The sequence below is a fragment of the Paenibacillus sp. FSL K6-3182 genome, assembly GCF_037976325.1.
GTDB lineage: Bacteria > Bacillota > Bacilli > Paenibacillales > Paenibacillaceae > Pristimantibacillus.
In genome coordinates this window covers 3,134,135-3,151,561 of sequence record NZ_CP150265.1, presented here as the reverse complement: position 1 = coordinate 3,151,561, position 17,427 = coordinate 3,134,135, and the positions used below count along the sequence as shown (strand labels likewise).

At 42.1% G+C, this 17,427-nt stretch carries 21 protein-coding genes and 4 tRNA genes; 9 read left to right on the top strand and 16 right to left on the bottom strand.

Translation table 11 applies throughout. From position 1 onward, the window contains the following. Positions 1-32: 32 nt before the first annotated feature. A complete protein-coding gene (locus MHH56_RS13540) occupies positions 33-1,226 on the bottom strand; it encodes an MFS transporter (protein WP_339208775.1) in 1,194 nt (397 codons plus the stop codon). Positions 1,227-1,401: 175 nt separating this feature from the next. Here MHH56_RS13540 and MHH56_RS13535 point away from each other — a divergent pair, with 175 nt between their 5' ends. Together MHH56_RS13535 and MHH56_RS13530 are read left to right on the top strand one after the other, a co-directional pair. Then, positions 1,402-2,871 (top strand): aminotransferase class I/II-fold pyridoxal phosphate-dependent enzyme, encoded by a 1,470-nt coding sequence (locus MHH56_RS13535; protein WP_339208774.1) that lies wholly within the window; start codon positions 1,402-1,404, stop codon positions 2,869-2,871. Positions 2,872-3,003: 132 nt separating this feature from the next. Beyond that, positions 3,004-3,420, top strand: coding sequence for a DUF1885 family protein (locus tag MHH56_RS13530; protein WP_076268208.1), 417 nt, complete (start codon positions 3,004-3,006; stop codon positions 3,418-3,420). A 76-nt stretch (positions 3,421-3,496) separates the two neighbouring features. On the opposite strand, the gene MHH56_RS13525 is transcribed toward MHH56_RS13530, so the two are convergent. Then, the gene (locus tag MHH56_RS13525) at positions 3,497-3,805 is read right to left on the bottom strand and encodes a DUF1292 domain-containing protein (protein WP_076268207.1); all 309 of its coding nucleotides are present in this window, start codon (positions 3,803-3,805) and stop codon (positions 3,497-3,499) included. Positions 3,806-3,925: 120 nt separating this feature from the next. After that, complete coding sequence (locus MHH56_RS13520) at positions 3,926-4,489, bottom strand: stalk domain-containing protein (protein WP_076268206.1); 564 nt, start codon at positions 4,487-4,489, stop codon at positions 3,926-3,928. Between the two features lie 505 nt (positions 4,490-4,994). On the opposite strand from MHH56_RS13520, the gene MHH56_RS13515 reads away from it, so the two are divergent. Then, positions 4,995-5,723, top strand: a complete 729-nt coding sequence (locus tag MHH56_RS13515; RefSeq protein ID WP_339208771.1) for an MBL fold metallo-hydrolase — start codon at positions 4,995-4,997, stop codon at positions 5,721-5,723. Between the two features lie 65 nt (positions 5,724-5,788). Here MHH56_RS13515 and MHH56_RS13510 read toward each other — a convergent pair whose 3' ends face one another. Both MHH56_RS13510 and MHH56_RS13505 read right to left on the bottom strand, forming a co-directional pair. Beyond that, positions 5,789-6,040, bottom strand: coding sequence for a DUF3892 domain-containing protein (locus MHH56_RS13510; protein ID WP_076268203.1), 252 nt, complete (start codon positions 6,038-6,040; stop codon positions 5,789-5,791). A 136-nt stretch (positions 6,041-6,176) separates the two neighbouring features. Further along, positions 6,177-6,344, bottom strand: a complete 168-nt coding sequence (locus MHH56_RS13505; RefSeq protein ID WP_339208769.1) for a hypothetical protein — start codon at positions 6,342-6,344, stop codon at positions 6,177-6,179. Positions 6,345-6,534: 190 nt separating this feature from the next. Between MHH56_RS13505 and MHH56_RS13500 the strand changes: the two genes are divergently transcribed. Continuing rightward, positions 6,535-6,708, top strand: coding sequence for a YjfB family protein (locus MHH56_RS13500; RefSeq protein WP_076268202.1), 174 nt, complete (start codon positions 6,535-6,537; stop codon positions 6,706-6,708). Positions 6,709-6,915: 207 nt separating this feature from the next. Beyond that, on the top strand, positions 6,916-7,086 hold the full coding sequence (locus MHH56_RS13495) for an aspartyl-phosphate phosphatase Spo0E family protein (RefSeq protein ID WP_339208765.1): 171 nt from the start codon (positions 6,916-6,918) through the stop codon (positions 7,084-7,086). A 361-nt stretch (positions 7,087-7,447) separates the two neighbouring features. Here MHH56_RS13495 and MHH56_RS13490 read toward each other — a convergent pair whose 3' ends face one another. Continuing rightward, positions 7,448-8,047 (bottom strand): DUF4352 domain-containing protein, encoded by a 600-nt coding sequence (locus MHH56_RS13490; protein WP_339208764.1) that lies wholly within the window; start codon positions 8,045-8,047, stop codon positions 7,448-7,450. Between the two features lie 375 nt (positions 8,048-8,422). Here MHH56_RS13490 and MHH56_RS13485 point away from each other — a divergent pair, with 375 nt between their 5' ends. Then, positions 8,423-8,797 (top strand): helix-turn-helix domain-containing protein, encoded by a 375-nt coding sequence (locus MHH56_RS13485; protein WP_339208762.1) that lies wholly within the window; start codon positions 8,423-8,425, stop codon positions 8,795-8,797. Between the two features lie 62 nt (positions 8,798-8,859). On the opposite strand, the gene MHH56_RS13480 is transcribed toward MHH56_RS13485, so the two are convergent. Further along, on the bottom strand, positions 8,860-9,402 hold the full coding sequence (locus tag MHH56_RS13480; protein ID WP_339208760.1) for an NAD(P)H-dependent oxidoreductase: 543 nt from the start codon (positions 9,400-9,402) through the stop codon (positions 8,860-8,862). Between the two features lie 296 nt (positions 9,403-9,698). After that, positions 9,699-9,774, bottom strand: a tRNA-Val gene (locus tag MHH56_RS13475). A 200-nt stretch (positions 9,775-9,974) separates the two neighbouring features. Between MHH56_RS13475 and MHH56_RS13470 the strand changes: the two genes are divergently transcribed. Further along, positions 9,975-10,937, top strand: a complete 963-nt coding sequence (locus tag MHH56_RS13470) for an S-layer homology domain-containing protein (protein ID WP_339208759.1) — start codon at positions 9,975-9,977, stop codon at positions 10,935-10,937. Positions 10,938-10,994: 57 nt separating this feature from the next. Here the strand turns inward: MHH56_RS13470 and MHH56_RS13465 are convergent, their stop codons facing one another. From MHH56_RS13465 to MHH56_RS13455, 3 genes are all read right to left on the bottom strand, one after another. After that, on the bottom strand, positions 10,995-11,687 hold the full coding sequence (locus tag MHH56_RS13465) for a uracil-DNA glycosylase (RefSeq protein WP_339208758.1): 693 nt from the start codon (positions 11,685-11,687) through the stop codon (positions 10,995-10,997). Between the two features lie 51 nt (positions 11,688-11,738). Beyond that, the gene (locus tag MHH56_RS13460) at positions 11,739-12,224 is read right to left on the bottom strand and encodes a hypothetical protein (RefSeq protein WP_339208757.1); all 486 of its coding nucleotides are present in this window, start codon (positions 12,222-12,224) and stop codon (positions 11,739-11,741) included. 171 nt (positions 12,225-12,395) lie between these two features. Then, positions 12,396-12,791, bottom strand: coding sequence for an RDD family protein (locus MHH56_RS13455; protein ID WP_339208756.1), 396 nt, complete (start codon positions 12,789-12,791; stop codon positions 12,396-12,398). A gap of 220 nt (positions 12,792-13,011) precedes the next feature. On the opposite strand from MHH56_RS13455, the gene MHH56_RS13450 reads away from it, so the two are divergent. Beyond that, positions 13,012-13,527, top strand: coding sequence for an RNase H family protein (locus tag MHH56_RS13450; RefSeq protein ID WP_339208754.1), 516 nt, complete (start codon positions 13,012-13,014; stop codon positions 13,525-13,527). Between the two features lie 199 nt (positions 13,528-13,726). Here the strand turns inward: MHH56_RS13450 and MHH56_RS13445 are convergent. The 3 genes from MHH56_RS13445 to MHH56_RS13435 form a co-directional block, all read right to left on the bottom strand. After that, positions 13,727-13,812: transfer RNA gene (locus MHH56_RS13445), tRNA-Leu, on the bottom strand. Positions 13,813-13,833: 21 nt separating this feature from the next. Beyond that, a tRNA-Ile gene (locus MHH56_RS13440) sits at positions 13,834-13,910 on the bottom strand. 37 nt (positions 13,911-13,947) lie between these two features. Beyond that, a tRNA-Met gene (locus tag MHH56_RS13435) sits at positions 13,948-14,024 on the bottom strand. Between the two features lie 415 nt (positions 14,025-14,439). Here MHH56_RS13435 and MHH56_RS13430 point away from each other — a divergent pair. Next, positions 14,440-14,952 (top strand): 2'-5' RNA ligase family protein, encoded by a 513-nt coding sequence (locus MHH56_RS13430; protein WP_339208753.1) that lies wholly within the window; start codon positions 14,440-14,442, stop codon positions 14,950-14,952. A gap of 67 nt (positions 14,953-15,019) precedes the next feature. On the opposite strand, the gene MHH56_RS13425 is transcribed toward MHH56_RS13430, so the two are convergent. Further along, positions 15,020-16,525 carry an extracellular solute-binding protein gene (locus MHH56_RS13425; protein WP_339208752.1) on the bottom strand — a complete coding sequence of 502 codons (1,506 nt, stop codon included), beginning with the start codon at positions 16,523-16,525 and terminating at the stop codon, positions 15,020-15,022. A 6-nt stretch (positions 16,526-16,531) separates the two neighbouring features. After that, on the bottom strand, positions 16,532-17,422 hold the full coding sequence (locus MHH56_RS13420) for an ABC transporter ATP-binding protein (RefSeq protein ID WP_076268354.1): 891 nt from the start codon (positions 17,420-17,422) through the stop codon (positions 16,532-16,534). Positions 17,423-17,427 lie beyond the last annotated feature (5 nt).

Sequence of the window (17,427 nt, the reverse complement as noted above, 5' to 3'; positions counted from 1 at the left end):
ATCGCAAGATGAGGAACCGGCTTGTTTTCATTTTATTTTGCAGCGTTAACTTCTGTTTCCGAGGCGCTAGTTTTGTCCATTTGACGGAAACGAAACAATAGCAGCAGTGCAGCTAGACATAGTATGCCGCCGAGCAAGTATGGCAGTCCCATTTCTATCGTGAAGAAAAATGAACCTAGCAGCGGGCCGGCAATACGCCCCAAACTGTCCATCGAAGAGCTTAGACCGGATGCTACCCCTTTGCCAACAGTCGTCTTCTGAGTGATGAGCGAGGTGACACATGGCCTAATTAAGGCATTGCCGATTCCGAATACAGCAAGTGACAACGTAGCCCACCAAAGGGAATGTGCGCCTAGAAGCATAAAAAACCCAAGTGCCGAGATGACAAGTCCGATCGCAATATATTTCGGCTCCTCGCCTGTCTTAATTCTCCGTCGCACAACTCCGCCTTGAACGAGTGCTCCCACAAAGCCGCAAACAAAAAATAAGATTCCGACCTGAAATGGAGTCACATCAAAACGCCGCATTCCAAAAAACTGCAGGGTCGCTTCCATTCCAGCGAGAGTGAATGTTACAAAAAAGGCTAACACATACAAATATTTAAGCGGTCCTGTAAACGCAGCCCAGCGTGATACACGCTTCTCTGATTGGCTGCTCCGCTGCTCAGGCGTTAGTGATTCCTTGAGCTTTGATGCAGCCAAGATGAACGTTAACAGTGCTAACGCTGATGCTGCATAAAATGGCGTTTCCAGTGAGATCACGCTTAATAAACCGCCAACGCCAGGTCCGATCGTAAAGCCTAGACCGATGGACATCCCAACGAGCCCCATCCCCTTCGTTCTTTCCTCAGGCGATGTAATATCAGCGACATACGCTACAATAACGGAAGCAACCGCCCCCGAGAACAAGCCTCCTAGCACCCTTGAGAGGTACATGAGCGTTAAGTTTCCTGACGATAAACCAAATAACAAGAAACTTGCGGCAAAGCCAAGAATACCTATTAAAATAATCGGCCGTCTGCCGATACGGTCGGACAAGCTTCCCCAAAATGGTGATAAGAAAAAAGAAACTGCAGAATATACAGCAAGCATCCAACCTGTATGGAGTTCCGCTTTGCTCGGATCTGCGGCTTGAATAATTTCTGGCATAACCGGGATGATAATGCCGAACCCTATAAATGTTGTCATTAAAGTAGCCATTACAATTAGCATTCGTTTATCTTTCATAATACAACCCCTCCACCAACCTATGTTACCATATCCATTTATCACACATGTATGAACAATTGAAGAACAAATTGAAAATGATGCTCCTATCTCAAAAATGAAGCTTGCATTCCCCCCTGTATTTGCTATACTCAACTTTGTTTGTAAACTTTAAAGAAAGGCAGGGATGAAAGCGATGGATCACAATTTAACCCCGCTCTTCACCGCGCTTCGTAAGCATGCGGAGCAGGATCCCGTTCAGTTTCATATTCCCGGACATAAAAAGGGATTAGGCAGCGATTCCGAATTTCGCGAATTTATCGGCGATAACGCGTTGTCGATCGATTTAATCAATATAGCACCGCTTGATGACCTGCATCAGCCAACCGGCGTTATTGAGGAAGCGCAGAAGCTAGCTGCTGACGCTTTCGGAGCAGACTATACTTATTTCTCTGTACAAGGAACAAGCGGCGCAATTATGACGATGATTTTGACCGTATGTGCCCCGGGAGACAAAATCATAGTGCCCCGTAATGTTCATAAATCCATTATGGCCGCTATTATTTTTGCAGGTGCCAGACCAGTATTCATCTCACCAGCCCGTGACAATACGCTTGGTATTGATCATGGCATAACGACCCGCTCCGTCCGTAAAGCGCTTGAGCGCCATCCGGATGCAAAGGCCGTGCTTGTCATTAACCCTACCTATTTCGGTATTTGCGCCAATCTTAAGGAGATCGTTGATCTCGTTCATAGCTTTGATATCCCTGTTCTCGTGGATGAAGCACATGGCGTACTCATTCATTTCCATGAGAAGCTGCCAATGTCTGCGATGCAAGCAGGCGCGGATATGGCTGCGACAAGTGTTCACAAGCTCGGCGGTTCTATGACGCAAAGCTCGGTTCTTAATGTTCGCAAAGGAAGAGTTAACCCGCATCGTATTCAAACCGTTATCAGCATGCTTACCACAACGTCGACTTCGTATATTTTGTTAGGCTCGCTTGATACGTCTAGACGCAACCTTGCTTTGAACGGACATGCAATCGCTGAGCGCGCGATTGAGCTTGCTCAATCCGCACGCAAACAAATCAATGAAATCCCAGGTCTTTATTGCTTCGGAGAAGAAATTCTCGGCGATGAGGCTACTTATGATTTCGATCCTACTAAAGTTTCCGTTCATGTTCGCCACCTTGGCATCACAGGATATGAAACGGAGAACTGGCTTCGCGACAACTATAATGTGGAAATTGAAATGAGCGATATGTATAACATTCTTTGCTTAGTTACGCCTGGAGATACCTCTGATTCCGTGTCTAAATTGTTAACTGCCCTGCGTGGATTGTCTGAACATTTCCATGAAGGCGCTGAAGCACGTGAATTAGTGGTCAAAATTCCAGATATTCCACAGCTCTCCTTAACGCCTCGTGATGCTTTTTACGGTGAGACAGAAGTTCTTCCGTTCAAAGAATCAGCTGGCCGAATCATTGCTGAATTCATTTATGTATACCCGCCAGGCATCCCGATTCTGCTGCCAGGCGAAGTCATTACCCAAAAAAATATCGATTATATCGTGGATCATGTCCAAGTTGGATTGCCTGTCAAGGGGCCGGAAGATCGCAGCATCGAGTTCGTTAAAGTAATCGTTGAAGAAACAGCCATTTCATAATAAATAATAAAACCGATCTTCAGGAATCTTATAGAAATCCTGAGGTCGGTTTTTTTCTAATTATTTTTATGGAATACCACTTATTGTCAACCTATTTCGAGCATGCTATGATGTTGGCAGAGGTGAGATGCGATGAGTCAAAGCGCTTATATCAAATTTGTGCAAGGATCATCCGTGGAGAAACTGACGCTGCAAGAAATTAAGAACGAGCTTATAGGTTACCGGGAGCAAACTAGCCTTACCGGCTCGCAATTGGATTGGGATTATGCCGAAGCCGCATTTCCTTATACGATCGAATCGAAGGATGATGATCGTTGGTTTTATTTAAAGGGTATTAACCACCTTTATAAGCATATCATCTTTGGACCCGGCGAAACGGCAAGCGCAGCAGGCCAAAACGTCCCTTGCGTTCAAGTCGTGTTACCAGAGGAAGCTACGCACGGAGACAAATCGAAAGCAAATGAACTATGCAAATATATAGCTAAACAGTTGAAAGCGGAGCTGACAATGTTTAATGGAAGAACGATTTATTTTAATCCACGCAAATAAGTTAATAAAAAAAACGATCCGCAAGCGAAACTCGCAGATCGTTTTTTTAGTACTAGCTCGTTAAAGCTTAAGAGAACTAGTTCTCTTCGCTTTCCGTTCGAGCAATTTCTTCGTAAATCGCTGTTACGCGATCCCATTCCGCATCATCTTCGATGCCAACTAGGAAGGACTCATCGTTTTCTTCTTCAATACGGAAGATAACGCCGTCTGCTTCTGGATCGTTGCGATCCAGCAATACAGCGTAAACTTGGCTTTCGGATTCAAACGTATAAACCATGACCATTTCACGTTCCTGGCCCTCGTCGTCAGTCACGATAAAGACATGCTCTTCATGCTCGTGGTCTTCACCACAGCCGCAATCATCGCCATGCTGATGTTCGCTCATGTTATTACCCCATTTCAATAATGTTTACAGACTATCGTATATTAACATGACACTCTATCAACGGTCAAACGAAGACGCCCCTATGAAGAAAAGGAGCGCCTTAGGTAGACCATTTGATTACTACAAAGAAGAAATTAGTTTTTCTGAAACAACAGTCCACTCATCTGAGCCTTTAAGCTTAAGGTAAAAACGAATCGGATATTTCCCGCTAGATTCGAATTTATATGAGATATCTTCTGTAGCGAACCAGAAATTATCTTTTGATGTTTTGACACTTTCCGTTTGAATCACTTTCTCTTTACCATTCGGATCGAAAATGGAAACCTTGACGGCTACAATATCCGTCATCAAGTTATCGATCTGGGCAAACACTTTAAACTTCGCTTGATAGCCTTTTGCTACGTTTCCGAATACCGCATTATTTTGGAACAGAAACATATGCACGTTAGGCTTATAAACGGTCGCTTTTTTCGTTTGATTGTCCCATTCCACAATGGCCTGCATAGATGTGGCTAATTGACGAAGCGGCAAATAAGTTTTGCCATCGGTCATTATTCCACCGTCATCCTGATCATCTCCGTTAATGAGAACGCGAACCTTCTGTATAGCCGAGTCTGCGAACATCATCGATCCACCCCAAAGAGATAGCAGCAGAAGCAGAATAACGATTTTTCTGATTTTCATAGTTGTAAGCCCTCCATCCGATAGCCTGGATGAAAGGTTATACTCGTCAACCCGAGCAAAGTTGCGCGATTTATGAAACATTTTTAATCCCATACTACAACTTAACCATTATTGTCAAATGCTGTTGAAACCTGCGCTTGCCTGGGAAATATTAATGTGGAAATAATAATTACCCATACGTTCTTGTTAAAATGCAAGGAACACCTTTGCCGACTGTACCAGGATTTTTCATTCTTGCAAGGTATGTCATCCCTCTTGTACACGGTGTTTTACATACTGCACAGGTATCCGAAAGTACAAGTTTATAATTATACTGTTTCCGATCGCTTGCCGGCTGTTTCTTCTTTACAACTTTGCCTTTTCCTTTGCTCATCACTTGTTCGCCTCCACTGTACGTATCGCTTTAGCATTGTATGTAGACACGGGCGAATGTGCATCTTTATTTGTCAGATATATTTTAAATTTGGTACATTAAACAATATAGAAAGCTGAGGAGGTGTGATTCATGAAAATAAAAATGATTGGGACAGGCAGTGCCTTTGCCAAAAAATACGATAATAATAACGCTATTATTGAAGTGAATGGCTTCCGATTGCTCGTAGACTGCGGAATCACTTTACCGAAGGCTTTACATCAACAAGGACTTGCCTTCTCTGACCTGGATGCTGTTCTCATCAGTCACATTCATGGGGACCATGTAGGTGGATTAGAAGAATACGCCTTTCAAATGATGTTTAAATATAATCGAAAGCCTGTCCTATACATAGCAGAGTCGTTAGTTGAAACGCTTTGGGAGCAAACGCTTCGCGGAGGTTTAACGCAGGATCCTTTAACCAAGCTTGAAGATTTTTTCGAGGTCCATCCGATTCAGCCAAATAACATATTTGAGATTCATCCTGGTTTGACTGTTAAGCTGTTGCAAACGAAGCATATTCCTAATAAGCCAAGCTATTCCTTTATTTTTAACAACAGCTTCTTCTACTCTGCCGACATGCGATTTGATCCAGAGCTGCTTCAGCAATTAGTTGATGATGGCGTAACGACTATTTACCATGATTGCCAGCTTGAAGCGCCAGCTGTTGTTCACGCAAGCCTGGAGGAGCTTCTAAGCCTTCCTGAATCTATTCAAAGTAAAATATGGCTTATGCATTACGGGGACACCATAGAGCAATATGAAGGTCTAACCGGCCATATGCGAATCGTTAGGCAGCATGAAAGCTATGAGATCAACTAAATACAAAAAAGGCGCCGACATCTAAGAAGTGCGGCGCCTTTTTATTAATGTTGTTAACATTTCATTTAGAACATTGGAAGCTGATCCAAATTGTTTGTTGGATCTCCATCTGCGTCGCCTCGAATATAGATGTCGCCATCTTTTCCTTTAAAGGCATTTACCCCTGCAATGTGACCTGCTTGTACCTCTTGAAGTGCCGTTGCATAGTCAAGCACTCGGCCGCTATTCGTTTTGAATGCGGTAAGATCACCGTCTCCATCCTTTTGTACGGCAACAATTTGCTCCCTAGTATCTTGTCCGCCAACCTCGTGACTCATCTTTGTTAGCCCCTCTCAACTTATAAGAATGTACAGCCAATTTATATCATGCCTTGCGTGTGCAATAATTATGCACAATCGCTTACAAAAAAAATCCAGCGCTATCGCATGAGGAGCGAATGCTGGATTTTTGTTTTTATTTTCTTTTGATTGCATCAGTTGGAAGTTTCCTTCGCCAAACAAACTGCTCGTCATGCGACAAGGAATCATGTATTGCGAAATTTGCTACAGAACCAATAACAATGCCGATAATTCCAAACATCCCCAATAGCCAAATGGCTAAGTAGGCATACTCTGCTGCCAACAGCAACCGCCTCCTGCGCGCTTTCTATCATCGTATGCTGAAAATCATGCCTTTAGTATTGTTTAAATTAAATACACAATTAGGTCGCATGAATTAGCTTTATGCAGCATATCAGCGCAGATCCAGCGAGTAACGATTTCTTGTAAAGAAGTTGATCGTTTCTGCCGATAATGGAATAAGGAGGTGTTTTATGGATATAGCAGCAGCATCTATTGCGATGAATCAGAACAGCTTAGCACTTGCAGCGAGCATCCGAGTGATGTCTTTAGCAAAGGAACAAGCTACGCAGCAAGCCCAGGATATGGTTCAAATGATGAAACAAGCACAACCTCATTTAGGCCAAAGCATCGATATACAAGTTTAAACTAAACCCCCAAAGGCATGAATCGCTACTTGGGGGTTTTCCATCTTGAAACTGTTTCAAATGAAACGGATATGTTTAGTAAATCTAATACGAAGGCCTGCTTATTTGAGATTGTTCAGAAAACTAACATTATCCTAATCTCATTGTTAAAAAATTCTAACAACCTTCGTTTATCCTTAATTTAACAAATGAAAAGTTGGAGGGATTATGATGAACATTTGCTTTTATCAACAAAGAATTGAAGAAGTACGAGCTGAAATGGTTGAAATATTTGGCGCATGCAATAATTTTACAGATCAAGCTGTTCTCAAAATTAGCCAAGAACTGGATTATCTCTTAAATCAATATTCTGGATGTTTAACAAATCATTCAAATTAGCCCTTTCACATGAAGAGGTTTTCTTATATGGCATGAACGAATATGAAATTACGTTTTGGAGGTTTGATTGTGGAGATAAAATAAAAAGGACCCTTGCTATGCAAGGGTTCTGAACGTGCACCTAGCTTATCCAAATTTTGCAGCATTCTCCTCTTCACCTCATAAGGCTCACGATCCTAACTGCCACAACGACATTTGATTTCCCTGTTTTGATTTTCCCTCCTGCTTCCTCTAATTAACTACTTTACCTTGCCATTTTCGGCGCTGCTCTCTCTTAAAAGAATGGAACAATCACCTGCCGCGATTAAGATTAGCTTTTTCGGGATAAAAAAACACCCACAATAATGGGTGCTTGTTTCTACTATTTTAAAACGATTTGAGCTTTTTCCCCATCATCTTCAAGCTTAATTACAAGACTTTCATTGGAACTAGCTACCGAGTCTGGAACTTCGATTACAACAAAACCTTTTTTGCTCGCTAATGGTTTAATACTATTTTGACTCAAGTCTCCATCGATCATAGTTACAGTGTAATCATATTCATACTCGCCTTTAAAAATAGCTTTCATTCGAATACCATTTATCATTGCAGTAAAATCATTTGCCTCTTTGCCATTATTGGTAACATTATAATTTAATACAATAAATTTATTGCCTTCATCAGCGCTTGAGGAAAACATATCACTACTCACTTTTTGATTAAACTCAAATGATTCAAGGGTAATTTCCCAAGTGCCTAATTTGAATTTATCACCTGGCTTGAAGGATGCTTCTTTCGGTTCCTCCGTAGGCGGAGTTTCCGTTTCTTTGGGTGTTTCAGTAGCCTCAGTCTCCTTGCTATCCACCGTGCTTGCTTGATTGTTATTCGAAGATTTGGCTGCATTATTTGTTTGTGATCCCCCGCATGCTGATAAAACAAGCAATATGAGTGCGAGTAATGTAAAGATTTGAACTTTTTTCATCAAACTTTCCCCCTTCAACAATTTTCTACATATTACCACAAATTATAAGGATTGTCTTAGAAATATTTGTCATACTACGTCAATTCTTTTTCAAGTAATTGATACCTATAATAGATTACTAAAAAATACTTTTAATAATTGCTCCATTTAATATCCATAAAATGGTAGTTGTTAAAGTTTCTCATTTGCTATTTCAAGCACCTTTTTACTTCCAGAGTGTTTTGAACTAATCGGTTCGAAATGGTATAGTAAGTTTATTGCTCCCAGGTTGACTTTTCAGCGAATTGTCAATTACAGAGAAAGCGAATTCTTAGCATAGAGACGCGGCAGCACCTGCCTTTTTCGTCGAATATCTCAAAAGGAGGATAACAGCCCATGCAGGTTGAAAACTGTGTACCGTCTGGCATTCAACCCAAAGACACTGGCTTCGGCTACACATTGTCTGTTATTGGCGGCAAATATAAAATGACCATACTGTACTGGCTCTCCGAAAACAAGGTCATGCGGTTTAATGAGCTGCAACGGAAAATCGGCACTATATCCTTTAAAACATTAAGCATGATGTTAAAAGAGTTGGAGACAGACGGCATTGTCAGCCGCGAGGAATTCCCACAAATCCCTCCCAAAGTTGAGTATTCCTTGACCGAGTTGGGGCAAACGATTATTCCGGTACTGGATATCATGTGCCAATGGGGAGAAAAAAACGGCATACCAGCCGCGCAGGCGGCGACAATCCCGCTTTCGATATAAACACTCAAGAAGAAAAGCAGCATTTCCATGGATGGAAATGCTGCTTTTCGTTTCACCACTAATTAAAGACTATCAATAAAATCAACATAACCCTGCGCGCTAATATCTAAATTCCTTAAGTAATCTGGATTTCCTTCCGTCTCGTATTCTGCGCCATAGAAGGCATAGAAGGAACGATAATCGGCGCCGCAATACAAAAATGTCGTGTCAAAGGGAGATAGGAGTTGGTCAAGTCCGTAACGGAGTTTCCCTTCTTCGGTAAAGTCTTTTTCCCTTCCACCGGCGGTTACAGCTAGGGCGGTTTTTCGATTTCTTAATTTATCGCCCTTTGATCCGTATGCCCACCCGTAAGTTAGGACTTCGTCAAGCCATTGTTTAAGCAGCGGTGGAGAACTGAACCAGTAAACAGGGAACTGCAAAACTAAATTGCTATGCGCTTCAATCAACTGTTGTTCCTTTTCCACGTCGATTTTTCCGTCGGGATAGGCTCTGTGCAAATCGTGAACCGTATATTTGTCGGGATATTTACGAAGCTCATCCGCCCAGCGTTTATTGACGATGGATGCTTCCATGTTTGGATGTGTAATGATAACAAGTGTTTTCAATGTATTGCCCTCCTTGAACGGTATTTGTTTCTGAACTAGAGTATAGATCGCATCGCCGCATTGCGGAAGTATGCACTTTTAGTTCACCTACTTACCATAAGGTAAGTATTGTACCGAACAGCTAGTCCCAAAATGTTAATCGAATCTTTTAAAATCTTTACCGATTTAAATGGGAAATGGAATGCTTAATGTAGTCAAGGAGAGAATGTTGAGGAGAATCTGAGGGTTAAGATCTAGCAGTTTTGATTATAAAACAAAAAAAGCCTTGATTATCAAGGCTTCCGAAGTTTAAGTTATGGTGATCTGAACAGGGTTCGAACCTGTGACCCCTACCCTGTCAAGATAGTGCTCTCCCAGCTGAGCTACCAGATCATGTTAGCGACAATTAATAATATATCAGGTGAAAGACGCCAAGTCAACATATTTCTTTACAGATTTTTCTGACTCTCCACTCTCATCAAGATGTCTCCACAAAAGTGGAATCGGTCATAATGATTGTATAATAATTGCAACAATTTGTCTTTTAACGACGTCAAGTAAGTGCTGCAGCAAATAAAAGAAGAGGTGACCGTATGAAAAGACGATTGATACTGACAATGACACTGGTTGCAATGATGCTCTTCACTCTTGGACAATCCGTATGGGCATTCAAGGACGTTAAAAATGACGTTAACGAGTCTAAAATTAACGAGCTTAAGAAGATGGGCATTATAAGCGGAGATAAACATGACAAGTTTAATCCTAAGGGCAAGCTCACTTATGCCGAAGGCGTTTCTTTGATCGTTAAAGGGCTAGATATTAATATCAACCACATCCGCTTCATTAAAGAACCTAAAGCAAGCGACTATTTTACAAACATAAAAGATAACGCTTGGTATTCGCAAGCTTTCATCATCGCGAGTATTAATGGTCTAGAAATTCCAAAAACGGTCAAAGCTAACGACATCATGACCCGCGAGCAATTTGCTCATCATTTGTTTAAAGCTATGATGACGAAAGGCGATTACGCCTTTATTGAAATTTTCATGCAGTTGGAAGATGCGGCTGATGTAAATAAAACCTACATGGACAGCATTCAAAAGCTGCTCATAAGCAAAGTCGTCACATTGGATAGTTCGAACAAGTTTTATCCTAAAAAAGCTATTTTGCGCGGTGAAGCTGCTGGCTGGCTTTATGATGCCATTACATTTGTAAAGGAGACGGCTCCAATTCCAACTAAGCCTGAGCAACCGAGCCTCGACCTGAAGCTTTCCATTGAGGCGGTAAACCCGCAAGTCAATAAAGTAACTGTAAGCACTCAAGTCGGACATCCCGGTTATGGTTTCCGTATTACCTCTATTGCTTTCGAAGGAGATCAAGCTTTCATCAATGTAGAATTGGTCATGCCTGATCCTGATAAAATGTATCCTCAAGTTATTACAGACGTATCCGCTTCCACATATATTGATGCTAAGCTAAAGCCAGTACTCACCCAATCCTCGCAATCTACGGGATCAAGTGAATCATCCACAGGCAAAGCGATCATCATCAATTAAAACAAAAAAGACTTCTCTACCTGCCTTATAACCATCAGACAGTTGAGAAGTCTTTTTTTATTTGCTTTCAAGCTCATTCAGCATGGGAATCGACCAGTCAATCGGCTCGCTTCCAATCGATTCTAAGAAACGATTTGTCCTCGAGAATGGTTTGCTTCCAAAAAAACCTTTGTGAGCTGCAAATGGGCTCGGATGCGGTGAAATAATTAAATGATGCTTGTCCCCATTAATATGCTTCGCTTTCGCTTCTGCATTCTTGCCCCAAAGTATAAATACCACGGGCTTCTCCCTATCGTTTAGAGCGGCAATAATTTGATCGGTAAATTGCTCCCACCCCATCCCTTGATGGGAATTAGGATTGCCATCCTCCACCGTAAGCACTGTATTAAGAAGCAGCACTCCTTGCTTAGCCCATGAAAGCAAGCTTCCATGGTCAGGCACAGTGGCCCCTACATCCGACTCCAGCTCTTTGTAAATGTTTTTTAATGAAGGAGGTACCTTTAATCCTGGCTGCACGGAGAAGCTAAGCCCATGCGCCTGCTTTGGTCCATGATAAGGGTCTTGTCCTAAAATGACCACTTTCGTCTGCTCATAGGATGTATGATGAAGTGCATTGTATATATTTTTCGCTTCCGGATAAACCGTGGCCGTTTTATATTTTTCTGCCAATATGGCAAAAAGCTCTTGCATATAAGGCGCTTCAAGCTCACTTTGCAATTTCTGCGCCCAATCATTTGCTAACGAATTCATAATCATTAATATCCCCTTCAAACGCAATCGTTTTTGAATAAGCTGCCTTTATTAGCCCTGCATATCAAACCAATTATAAAAAACTTGATTAATATATTGTCCAGTAAGCAAATATGGAACCGTTTCTTCTTCTACGAACGACTCTTTTCCTTGAATACTAAAATAAAGCCATAAAGCGATTCCTTCGGAGAATGATTCAGGCTGGTAATCAGCTTCATTTAATAGGCCTGAAATGACAGACATACAGTCCTCTATCGCTGCCTCCCCTTCAGAATGATACGTTTTAAGCTTTATTTTCAAATAGGAATAGACATAAGGAAACTCCTTGTTTCCGCCCAGAGAAGAGCTGTAGAGCGCTGTAGAGATCGCAGCTGCCATTATGCTGGTTTTCCACTGCTCCACTTTTTCTGTGAGTGATACATCATCCTTAAACCGATGTAGAAGATCATTGTAAAGCGTGTCCTTTAAAGAGAATATCTCCGCATAGAGTCGACGCGCGCTTAGCTTAAGTGAAGTCTCCTCGTTCTTGTGCTGCATCAACCATCCACCTACTTCCCTTATCGCTCAGGTATTTCAATACAACTCTTAGTTTACTTCATTCAAAATAGAGAAAGCAAAAAAAGTTCCCACATTAAATAACGTGGCAAATGCCAAAAGTATAATAAAAAAAGCCCGCTGCATGATATCGCAACGAGCTCATAAGACAGCTTAATCAGAATGCACCACTTCTGTTCCTGCTATAAAATCATGAATCGCTCTTTTGTCCTCGCGCAAACCTACCATAAAGGCGCTGACGATCACAGCAATACCTAATGTTAATCCATAAACGAGTCCACCGACAACATTACGCAATAACATGGTGCCTATACCTGGAGGTGAGCCATCCAGCTTTCTAATCTGTACGCCGCATATCCTTTTCCCAATGGTATAGCCGCTCCAAAATACCGGAACCAGTAACGAGTAAAGGAATGAGACCACATCTGTAAAATAATCTCTACCTTCATTACCTCCTGTAAATAATAATGAAATAATGGCTAATGGAATGCCAATAATAATGCCATCCAGCAACGAAGCTCCTAATCGAATCCAAAAACCTGCGTTCATGCCGAGTCCCCTCCAGTATTACATCATTAATGTTACTCCCTTATTCAGACACATTCCTATTAAAACTTACGCTTATCAGCTCCGATGTATACCTTAATCCATTCGCCTATCCTTAAAGTAAAAAATATTTCGAGGCATTCCCGTTTGAAGACTAACCCATCTCTTTTTTGACGATGATTAAAATAATGAAAGAAGGAATATAATCTGGAGGATAGATTTTGTGGACACTACAACAGAATTGCTAATAAAAAGAGCATATGCCAATCCCCGTTTAAGACAAAACATTGTGAACAAGAGTATGATTTGTTTGTATTGTGACTACTCCGGTTTCGTTGCGCAAAATAATCATGGAGCAGCTTGTTGTTTTGTCTTCAATAGAACAATACGCGTTACCGCCAAAAAAATTATGATGGAATATATTGAAGGTTCCAATTACGGTGAATTGCTTGCTGTTCGTTACAGTCTAGAAATACTTGCAAGTGCGCTGACGGAGTATGAGCCGAAGTTCGCTATTATCTATACTGATTGCAGTCAAATCGCAAACATTTTATCAAAAGATTATTTTTCTCATTCACATCATAAAGATGCTAGAGATGAAATATTGGCAGTTCTACATCATTTAAATAATATGTATCCCAACGTTCACATACAAATAAAATACATAAGCAAGCACAAGAAAAACAATACCCTCCATAGGTTAGCCCATAATGCTGCGAGACAAGCTGCTATAAATTAATTACTGCCAGCCTCTAATTTACTTAACAACTTTAGAAATTAACATATTTAATTAAATCGCTAGATATTAAGTACTTAACAATAAAAAAACCTCCTTTGCTTAGAACTGACAAGTCAGATTCTATAAAGGAGGTTCTTTTATCGTTTGTACATCTTATGTACTTCGTGAAAACCATTGACTCGTCAATGTCTTCGAGGTATGCCGAGGACGGGAATCGAACCCGTACGGTGGTCACCCACCGCAGGATTTTAAGTCCTGTGCGTCTGCCAGTTCCGCCACCCCGGCATGTTGTAAAGGTTTTGCTTATGGTGGGCCCTGAGGGACTCGAACCCCCGACCAATCGGTTATGAGCCGACCGCTCTAACCAACTGAGCTAAGGGCCCTCGAAAAACGTATATTTCAACGTATTCATCGAAAGGTTGGTTGCGGGGGCAGGATTTGAACCTGCGGCCTTCGGGTTATGAGCCCGACGAGCTACCGGGCTGCTCCACCCCGCGACGTATATCCATTTGAGCAAAGCCAGTTGAATTGGCGACATAAAATAATATACTATATAGGTGTGTTTTAAGTCAAGCAAAATATTCTAATTTATTTTCTTTTTATTTTTTATGGTATAAACCTCACTCCGTATCGCCCTTTTCGGGATCGAAATACCTCTACCTCATGCGGAGTTTCATAGCCATACATCCAACCGTCATTCTCCATTCTCCTAACCAAACAACCCGCTTGAAATTTGGTTTCATATAGGCGAACCCAATATACCCATCTCATGTCATCCCTCCACTATCTTATTGGAGAAGCTGATGCTTATCACTCCAATAAAGGCTGTATACATTAGAATACCCCAAAATTGGGATCATACATGCAAATGGGGTATACTCAAAATAGGTCATTTCGAAGGAGCTGAAGACCATGTTATATGGAATTGTTGTTTTCCCCGAAAAGCATGTACAGGACTTCGCTAATAGCTGGCGAAGACGCCATGATCCGCATTACACAGCTGTGCCTGCTCATTTGACAGTACGATACGCAGAAGATTGGTCAGACGATGAATTGCAGCTTGCAGTCGCTCATTTAGAGCAAACAACATCTAAGCTGCCTGCTTTCTCTATCCATTTGAACCGTGTATCTACTTTTTTCCCTGTAAGTCATGTGCTCTATTTAGCGCTTGAAGACACCGTTTCCATGCAGAAGCTCCAGGAGAGCGTATGCAGCGGTCCGCTGGCCATTGTCGAGCCCAAATATGTTTTCACGCCACATGTCACGATAGGGCAAGAAATCTCAGCTGATGAGCTGCATGATTTATTCGGAAATCTGCGCATGCAGTCCATTGATCTTACTTCGAGAATTGATCGCATACACCTGATGTATCAGACCGAGAACGGCTCTTGGACCGCTTACCAGTCCTTTCTATTACGAGGTTAGACAAATATTAAGGAAAAAGCCCGCAAACGACGCAGAGGTCGATTACGGGCTTTTTCCTTATTTCAAATTATCTTGGCATTGGCATAATTTCGACTCCGCCGCCGTTGCCTTCTCCAGTTGGATTGTTTTTAATTTTTTCCAAAACCGCGTTTCCACGTGTTTCCCACTCAGCTAGCGCTTCACGAGCAGATTTTTTCTTCTCGATTACAGCCTGGAACAATTCATAGCCAGGTTGTTGAGCTTCCCATACGCCTGGTTTCTCACGGAAGATTTTGTCCGTATCTACAGCCGGCATTGGCTTAAGTGAAGTAAATGCGTCAATATTGTATTGCAAACCGCCGATTGGCGTCAAAAATTCCTTACGTGCAACCATTTCATATAGACTTCTTGATTTCAGCTTAGCCCATTCCTTGCTATTGGAGAACTTGATGAAATCCCAAGCGTCTTTATCGTTTTGAGCTTTGTTGTTAATACCCATCAACTGGCTCAATGAAATACTGCTGCCTACTTCTGGATCGCTTGGAGAAACGGGAACTGTCACAACGTCCCAATCAACAGCTTCAAAATCTTTAATTTTCGAAGCGTTGTCCGAAGCTCTCTTAAGCTCATTGATATAACCATAATCACCGATCGTCATCGCAATTTTGCCTTTGATGAACAAATCACCATAGAATGGGTCATTGCCGCCTTCGGAATTTTGCTTTTCATACATTTTATTCATAAATTCTTGTGTAGGAATCACTTCTTCTTGATACAGCGATGCAACAGTGCTCCATACATTTTCCCACTGATCGCTATTGACGAGCATTTTCTCGCCTTTGTCATCCCACATTTTTAGCTGCAATGCTTGGCTATAAGACTGCGCATTGCTAAAGCCGTCATTGGACCAACGATTGAAAGAGAATCCAAATTTACGGTCCACGCCTTCACCTTTAGCCACTTGACGTGCCAGGTTAAGAACTTCAGTCCACTCCATTTTGTTTGTCGGAGGAGTTACACCAGCTTCAGTAAACATTTTTTTGTTGTAGTAAAGTGCAGAAGAGTTGAACGTTGGCGTCAATGCATACAATCCACCGTCACCAGCAGCTTTAATGCCTTCAACAACAGTTGGAACATAATCCGACAAGTCGAATTTATCTTGTGCTACTAGCGGATCCAGCGGTTGCAGCAAGTTGTCTTGTGTCATCCGACGAAGCATATTGTAATCCAGAACAACCACATCGACTGGATTTGATCCAGTTAGCATTTCTTTCATTTTTTCATACGGATCTGGCTGCTTTGTTGGCTTTGCAGGATCTTGCTGTTCAAAGCGTTGATCATCATAGTTGATTGCGCCTACGATTTGGAACTCAATGTTAGGATGAGACATTTCATACATATCCGTGTATTGCTGACGGAAATACGGCTCATTATCCGCACCGCCATAAAGCACGCCAATACGTAAAACCCGTTTTTCTGTAGAGCTGTCTGAGCCGCTGCTGCACGCTGCAAGCAGGCCAATAAGCAGGGTAAGTGTTAACGATACTAAAGTAAATTTGCGAATTCGCTTGCCTGACCATCTTTTATTATTCATTTGGTTTTAACCCCCTAGTGATTTAGGCGGAGTAATAATAATCCGCTCGCCGTCAAATTCCATCGTTGCTTTGTCTTTAATATTAAGAGCAGATAAATATTCCTTAGGCACTTGTAAACGTCCAACGCGATCTACCACGACATAGGCTTCATGCACAGACTGCAGTCCGCTGCTAACAGCTGGAAGCTCTGCCTCACCTCCATCAAGATTAATATTCGGATTGCGTTTAATAAACTCGGTGCTCGTCAAGCCATCGCGAATGGCAACCACTCGGTCTACCTTGCCTGCAAGCGTCAAGTCATGCGTTACAATGACGATGGTAATACCGATCTCGCGATTCAACCTGCGGAAAATACCCATAATCAAATCGGAGGTAGCCGTATCAACCGAACCTGTCGGTTCATCCGCAAGCAGAAGCTTCGGGCGATTCGACAATGAAATGGCAATGGCAACCCTTTGCTGCTCACCGCCTGACAATTGATGGAGCTTGTTATGCATTCGCTCCTTCAAACCAACCCATTCAAGCAGCTGCTTCGCATATGCGCGATCAACCTTCCCCGAAAGCATCATCGGCATTTCTACATTTTCGAGGGCAGTAAGATAAGGCAGCAGGTTTCTGGCATTATTTTGCCAAATAAATCCTACCGTCTCCCTCTTGTATTTCACTAGATCCTCTTCGGAAATCTTCAGAAGATCCCATGGACCTACATGCACCTGGCCGGCTGAAGGGCGGTCAAGACCGCCCAGCGTATTCAGAAGCGTCGATTTCCCGCTGCCGCTGTTGCCGATGATAGCCATTAGCTCGCCTTCGTTTACTTTTAGGTTCAAGCCTTGCAGGGCAACGACCTCTAGATCGTCTGTCTTGTAAATTTTCACTAGACCTTCGCAATCGATCATCGCTG

What these genes read in the sequence shown, in the direction of transcription:
- MHH56_RS13465 (WP_339208758.1), bottom strand. Translation starts at nt 11,687, where the DNA reads ATGAATTCGTTAGCAAATGATTGGGCGCAGAAATTGCAAAGTGAGCTT.
- MHH56_RS13540 (WP_339208775.1), bottom strand. Translation starts at nt 1,226, where the DNA reads ATGAAAGATAAACGAATGCTAATTGTAATGGCTACTTTAATGACAACA.
- MHH56_RS13500 (WP_076268202.1), top strand. Translation starts at nt 6,535, where the DNA reads ATGGATATAGCAGCAGCATCTATTGCGATGAATCAGAACAGCTTAGCA.
- MHH56_RS13490 (WP_339208764.1), bottom strand. Translation starts at nt 8,047, where the DNA reads ATGAAAAAAGTTCAAATCTTTACATTACTCGCACTCATATTGCTTGTT.
- MHH56_RS13455 (WP_339208756.1), bottom strand. Translation starts at nt 12,791, where the DNA reads ATGAACGCAGGTTTTTGGATTCGATTAGGAGCTTCGTTGCTGGATGGC.
- MHH56_RS13495 (WP_339208765.1), top strand. Translation starts at nt 6,916, where the DNA reads ATGATGAACATTTGCTTTTATCAACAAAGAATTGAAGAAGTACGAGCT.
- MHH56_RS13510 (WP_076268203.1), bottom strand. Translation starts at nt 6,040, where the DNA reads ATGAGTCACGAGGTTGGCGGACAAGATACTAGGGAGCAAATTGTTGCC.
- MHH56_RS13515 (WP_339208771.1), top strand. Translation starts at nt 4,995, where the DNA reads ATGAAAATAAAAATGATTGGGACAGGCAGTGCCTTTGCCAAAAAATAC.
- MHH56_RS13525 (WP_076268207.1), bottom strand. Translation starts at nt 3,805, where the DNA reads ATGAGCGAACATCAGCATGGCGATGATTGCGGCTGTGGTGAAGACCAC.
- MHH56_RS13430 (WP_339208753.1), top strand. Translation starts at nt 14,440, where the DNA reads ATGTTATATGGAATTGTTGTTTTCCCCGAAAAGCATGTACAGGACTTC.
- MHH56_RS13530 (WP_076268208.1), top strand. Translation starts at nt 3,004, where the DNA reads ATGAGTCAAAGCGCTTATATCAAATTTGTGCAAGGATCATCCGTGGAG.
- MHH56_RS13470 (WP_339208759.1), top strand. Translation starts at nt 9,975, where the DNA reads ATGAAAAGACGATTGATACTGACAATGACACTGGTTGCAATGATGCTC.
- MHH56_RS13460 (WP_339208757.1), bottom strand. Translation starts at nt 12,224, where the DNA reads ATGCAGCACAAGAACGAGGAGACTTCACTTAAGCTAAGCGCGCGTCGA.
- MHH56_RS13520 (WP_076268206.1), bottom strand. Translation starts at nt 4,489, where the DNA reads ATGAAAATCAGAAAAATCGTTATTCTGCTTCTGCTGCTATCTCTTTGG.
- MHH56_RS13535 (WP_339208774.1), top strand. Translation starts at nt 1,402, where the DNA reads ATGGATCACAATTTAACCCCGCTCTTCACCGCGCTTCGTAAGCATGCG.
- MHH56_RS13420 (WP_076268354.1), bottom strand. Translation starts at nt 17,422, where the DNA reads ATGATCGATTGCGAAGGTCTAGTGAAAATTTACAAGACAGACGATCTA.
- MHH56_RS13485 (WP_339208762.1), top strand. Translation starts at nt 8,423, where the DNA reads ATGCAGGTTGAAAACTGTGTACCGTCTGGCATTCAACCCAAAGACACT.
- MHH56_RS13425 (WP_339208752.1), bottom strand. Translation starts at nt 16,525, where the DNA reads ATGAATAATAAAAGATGGTCAGGCAAGCGAATTCGCAAATTTACTTTA.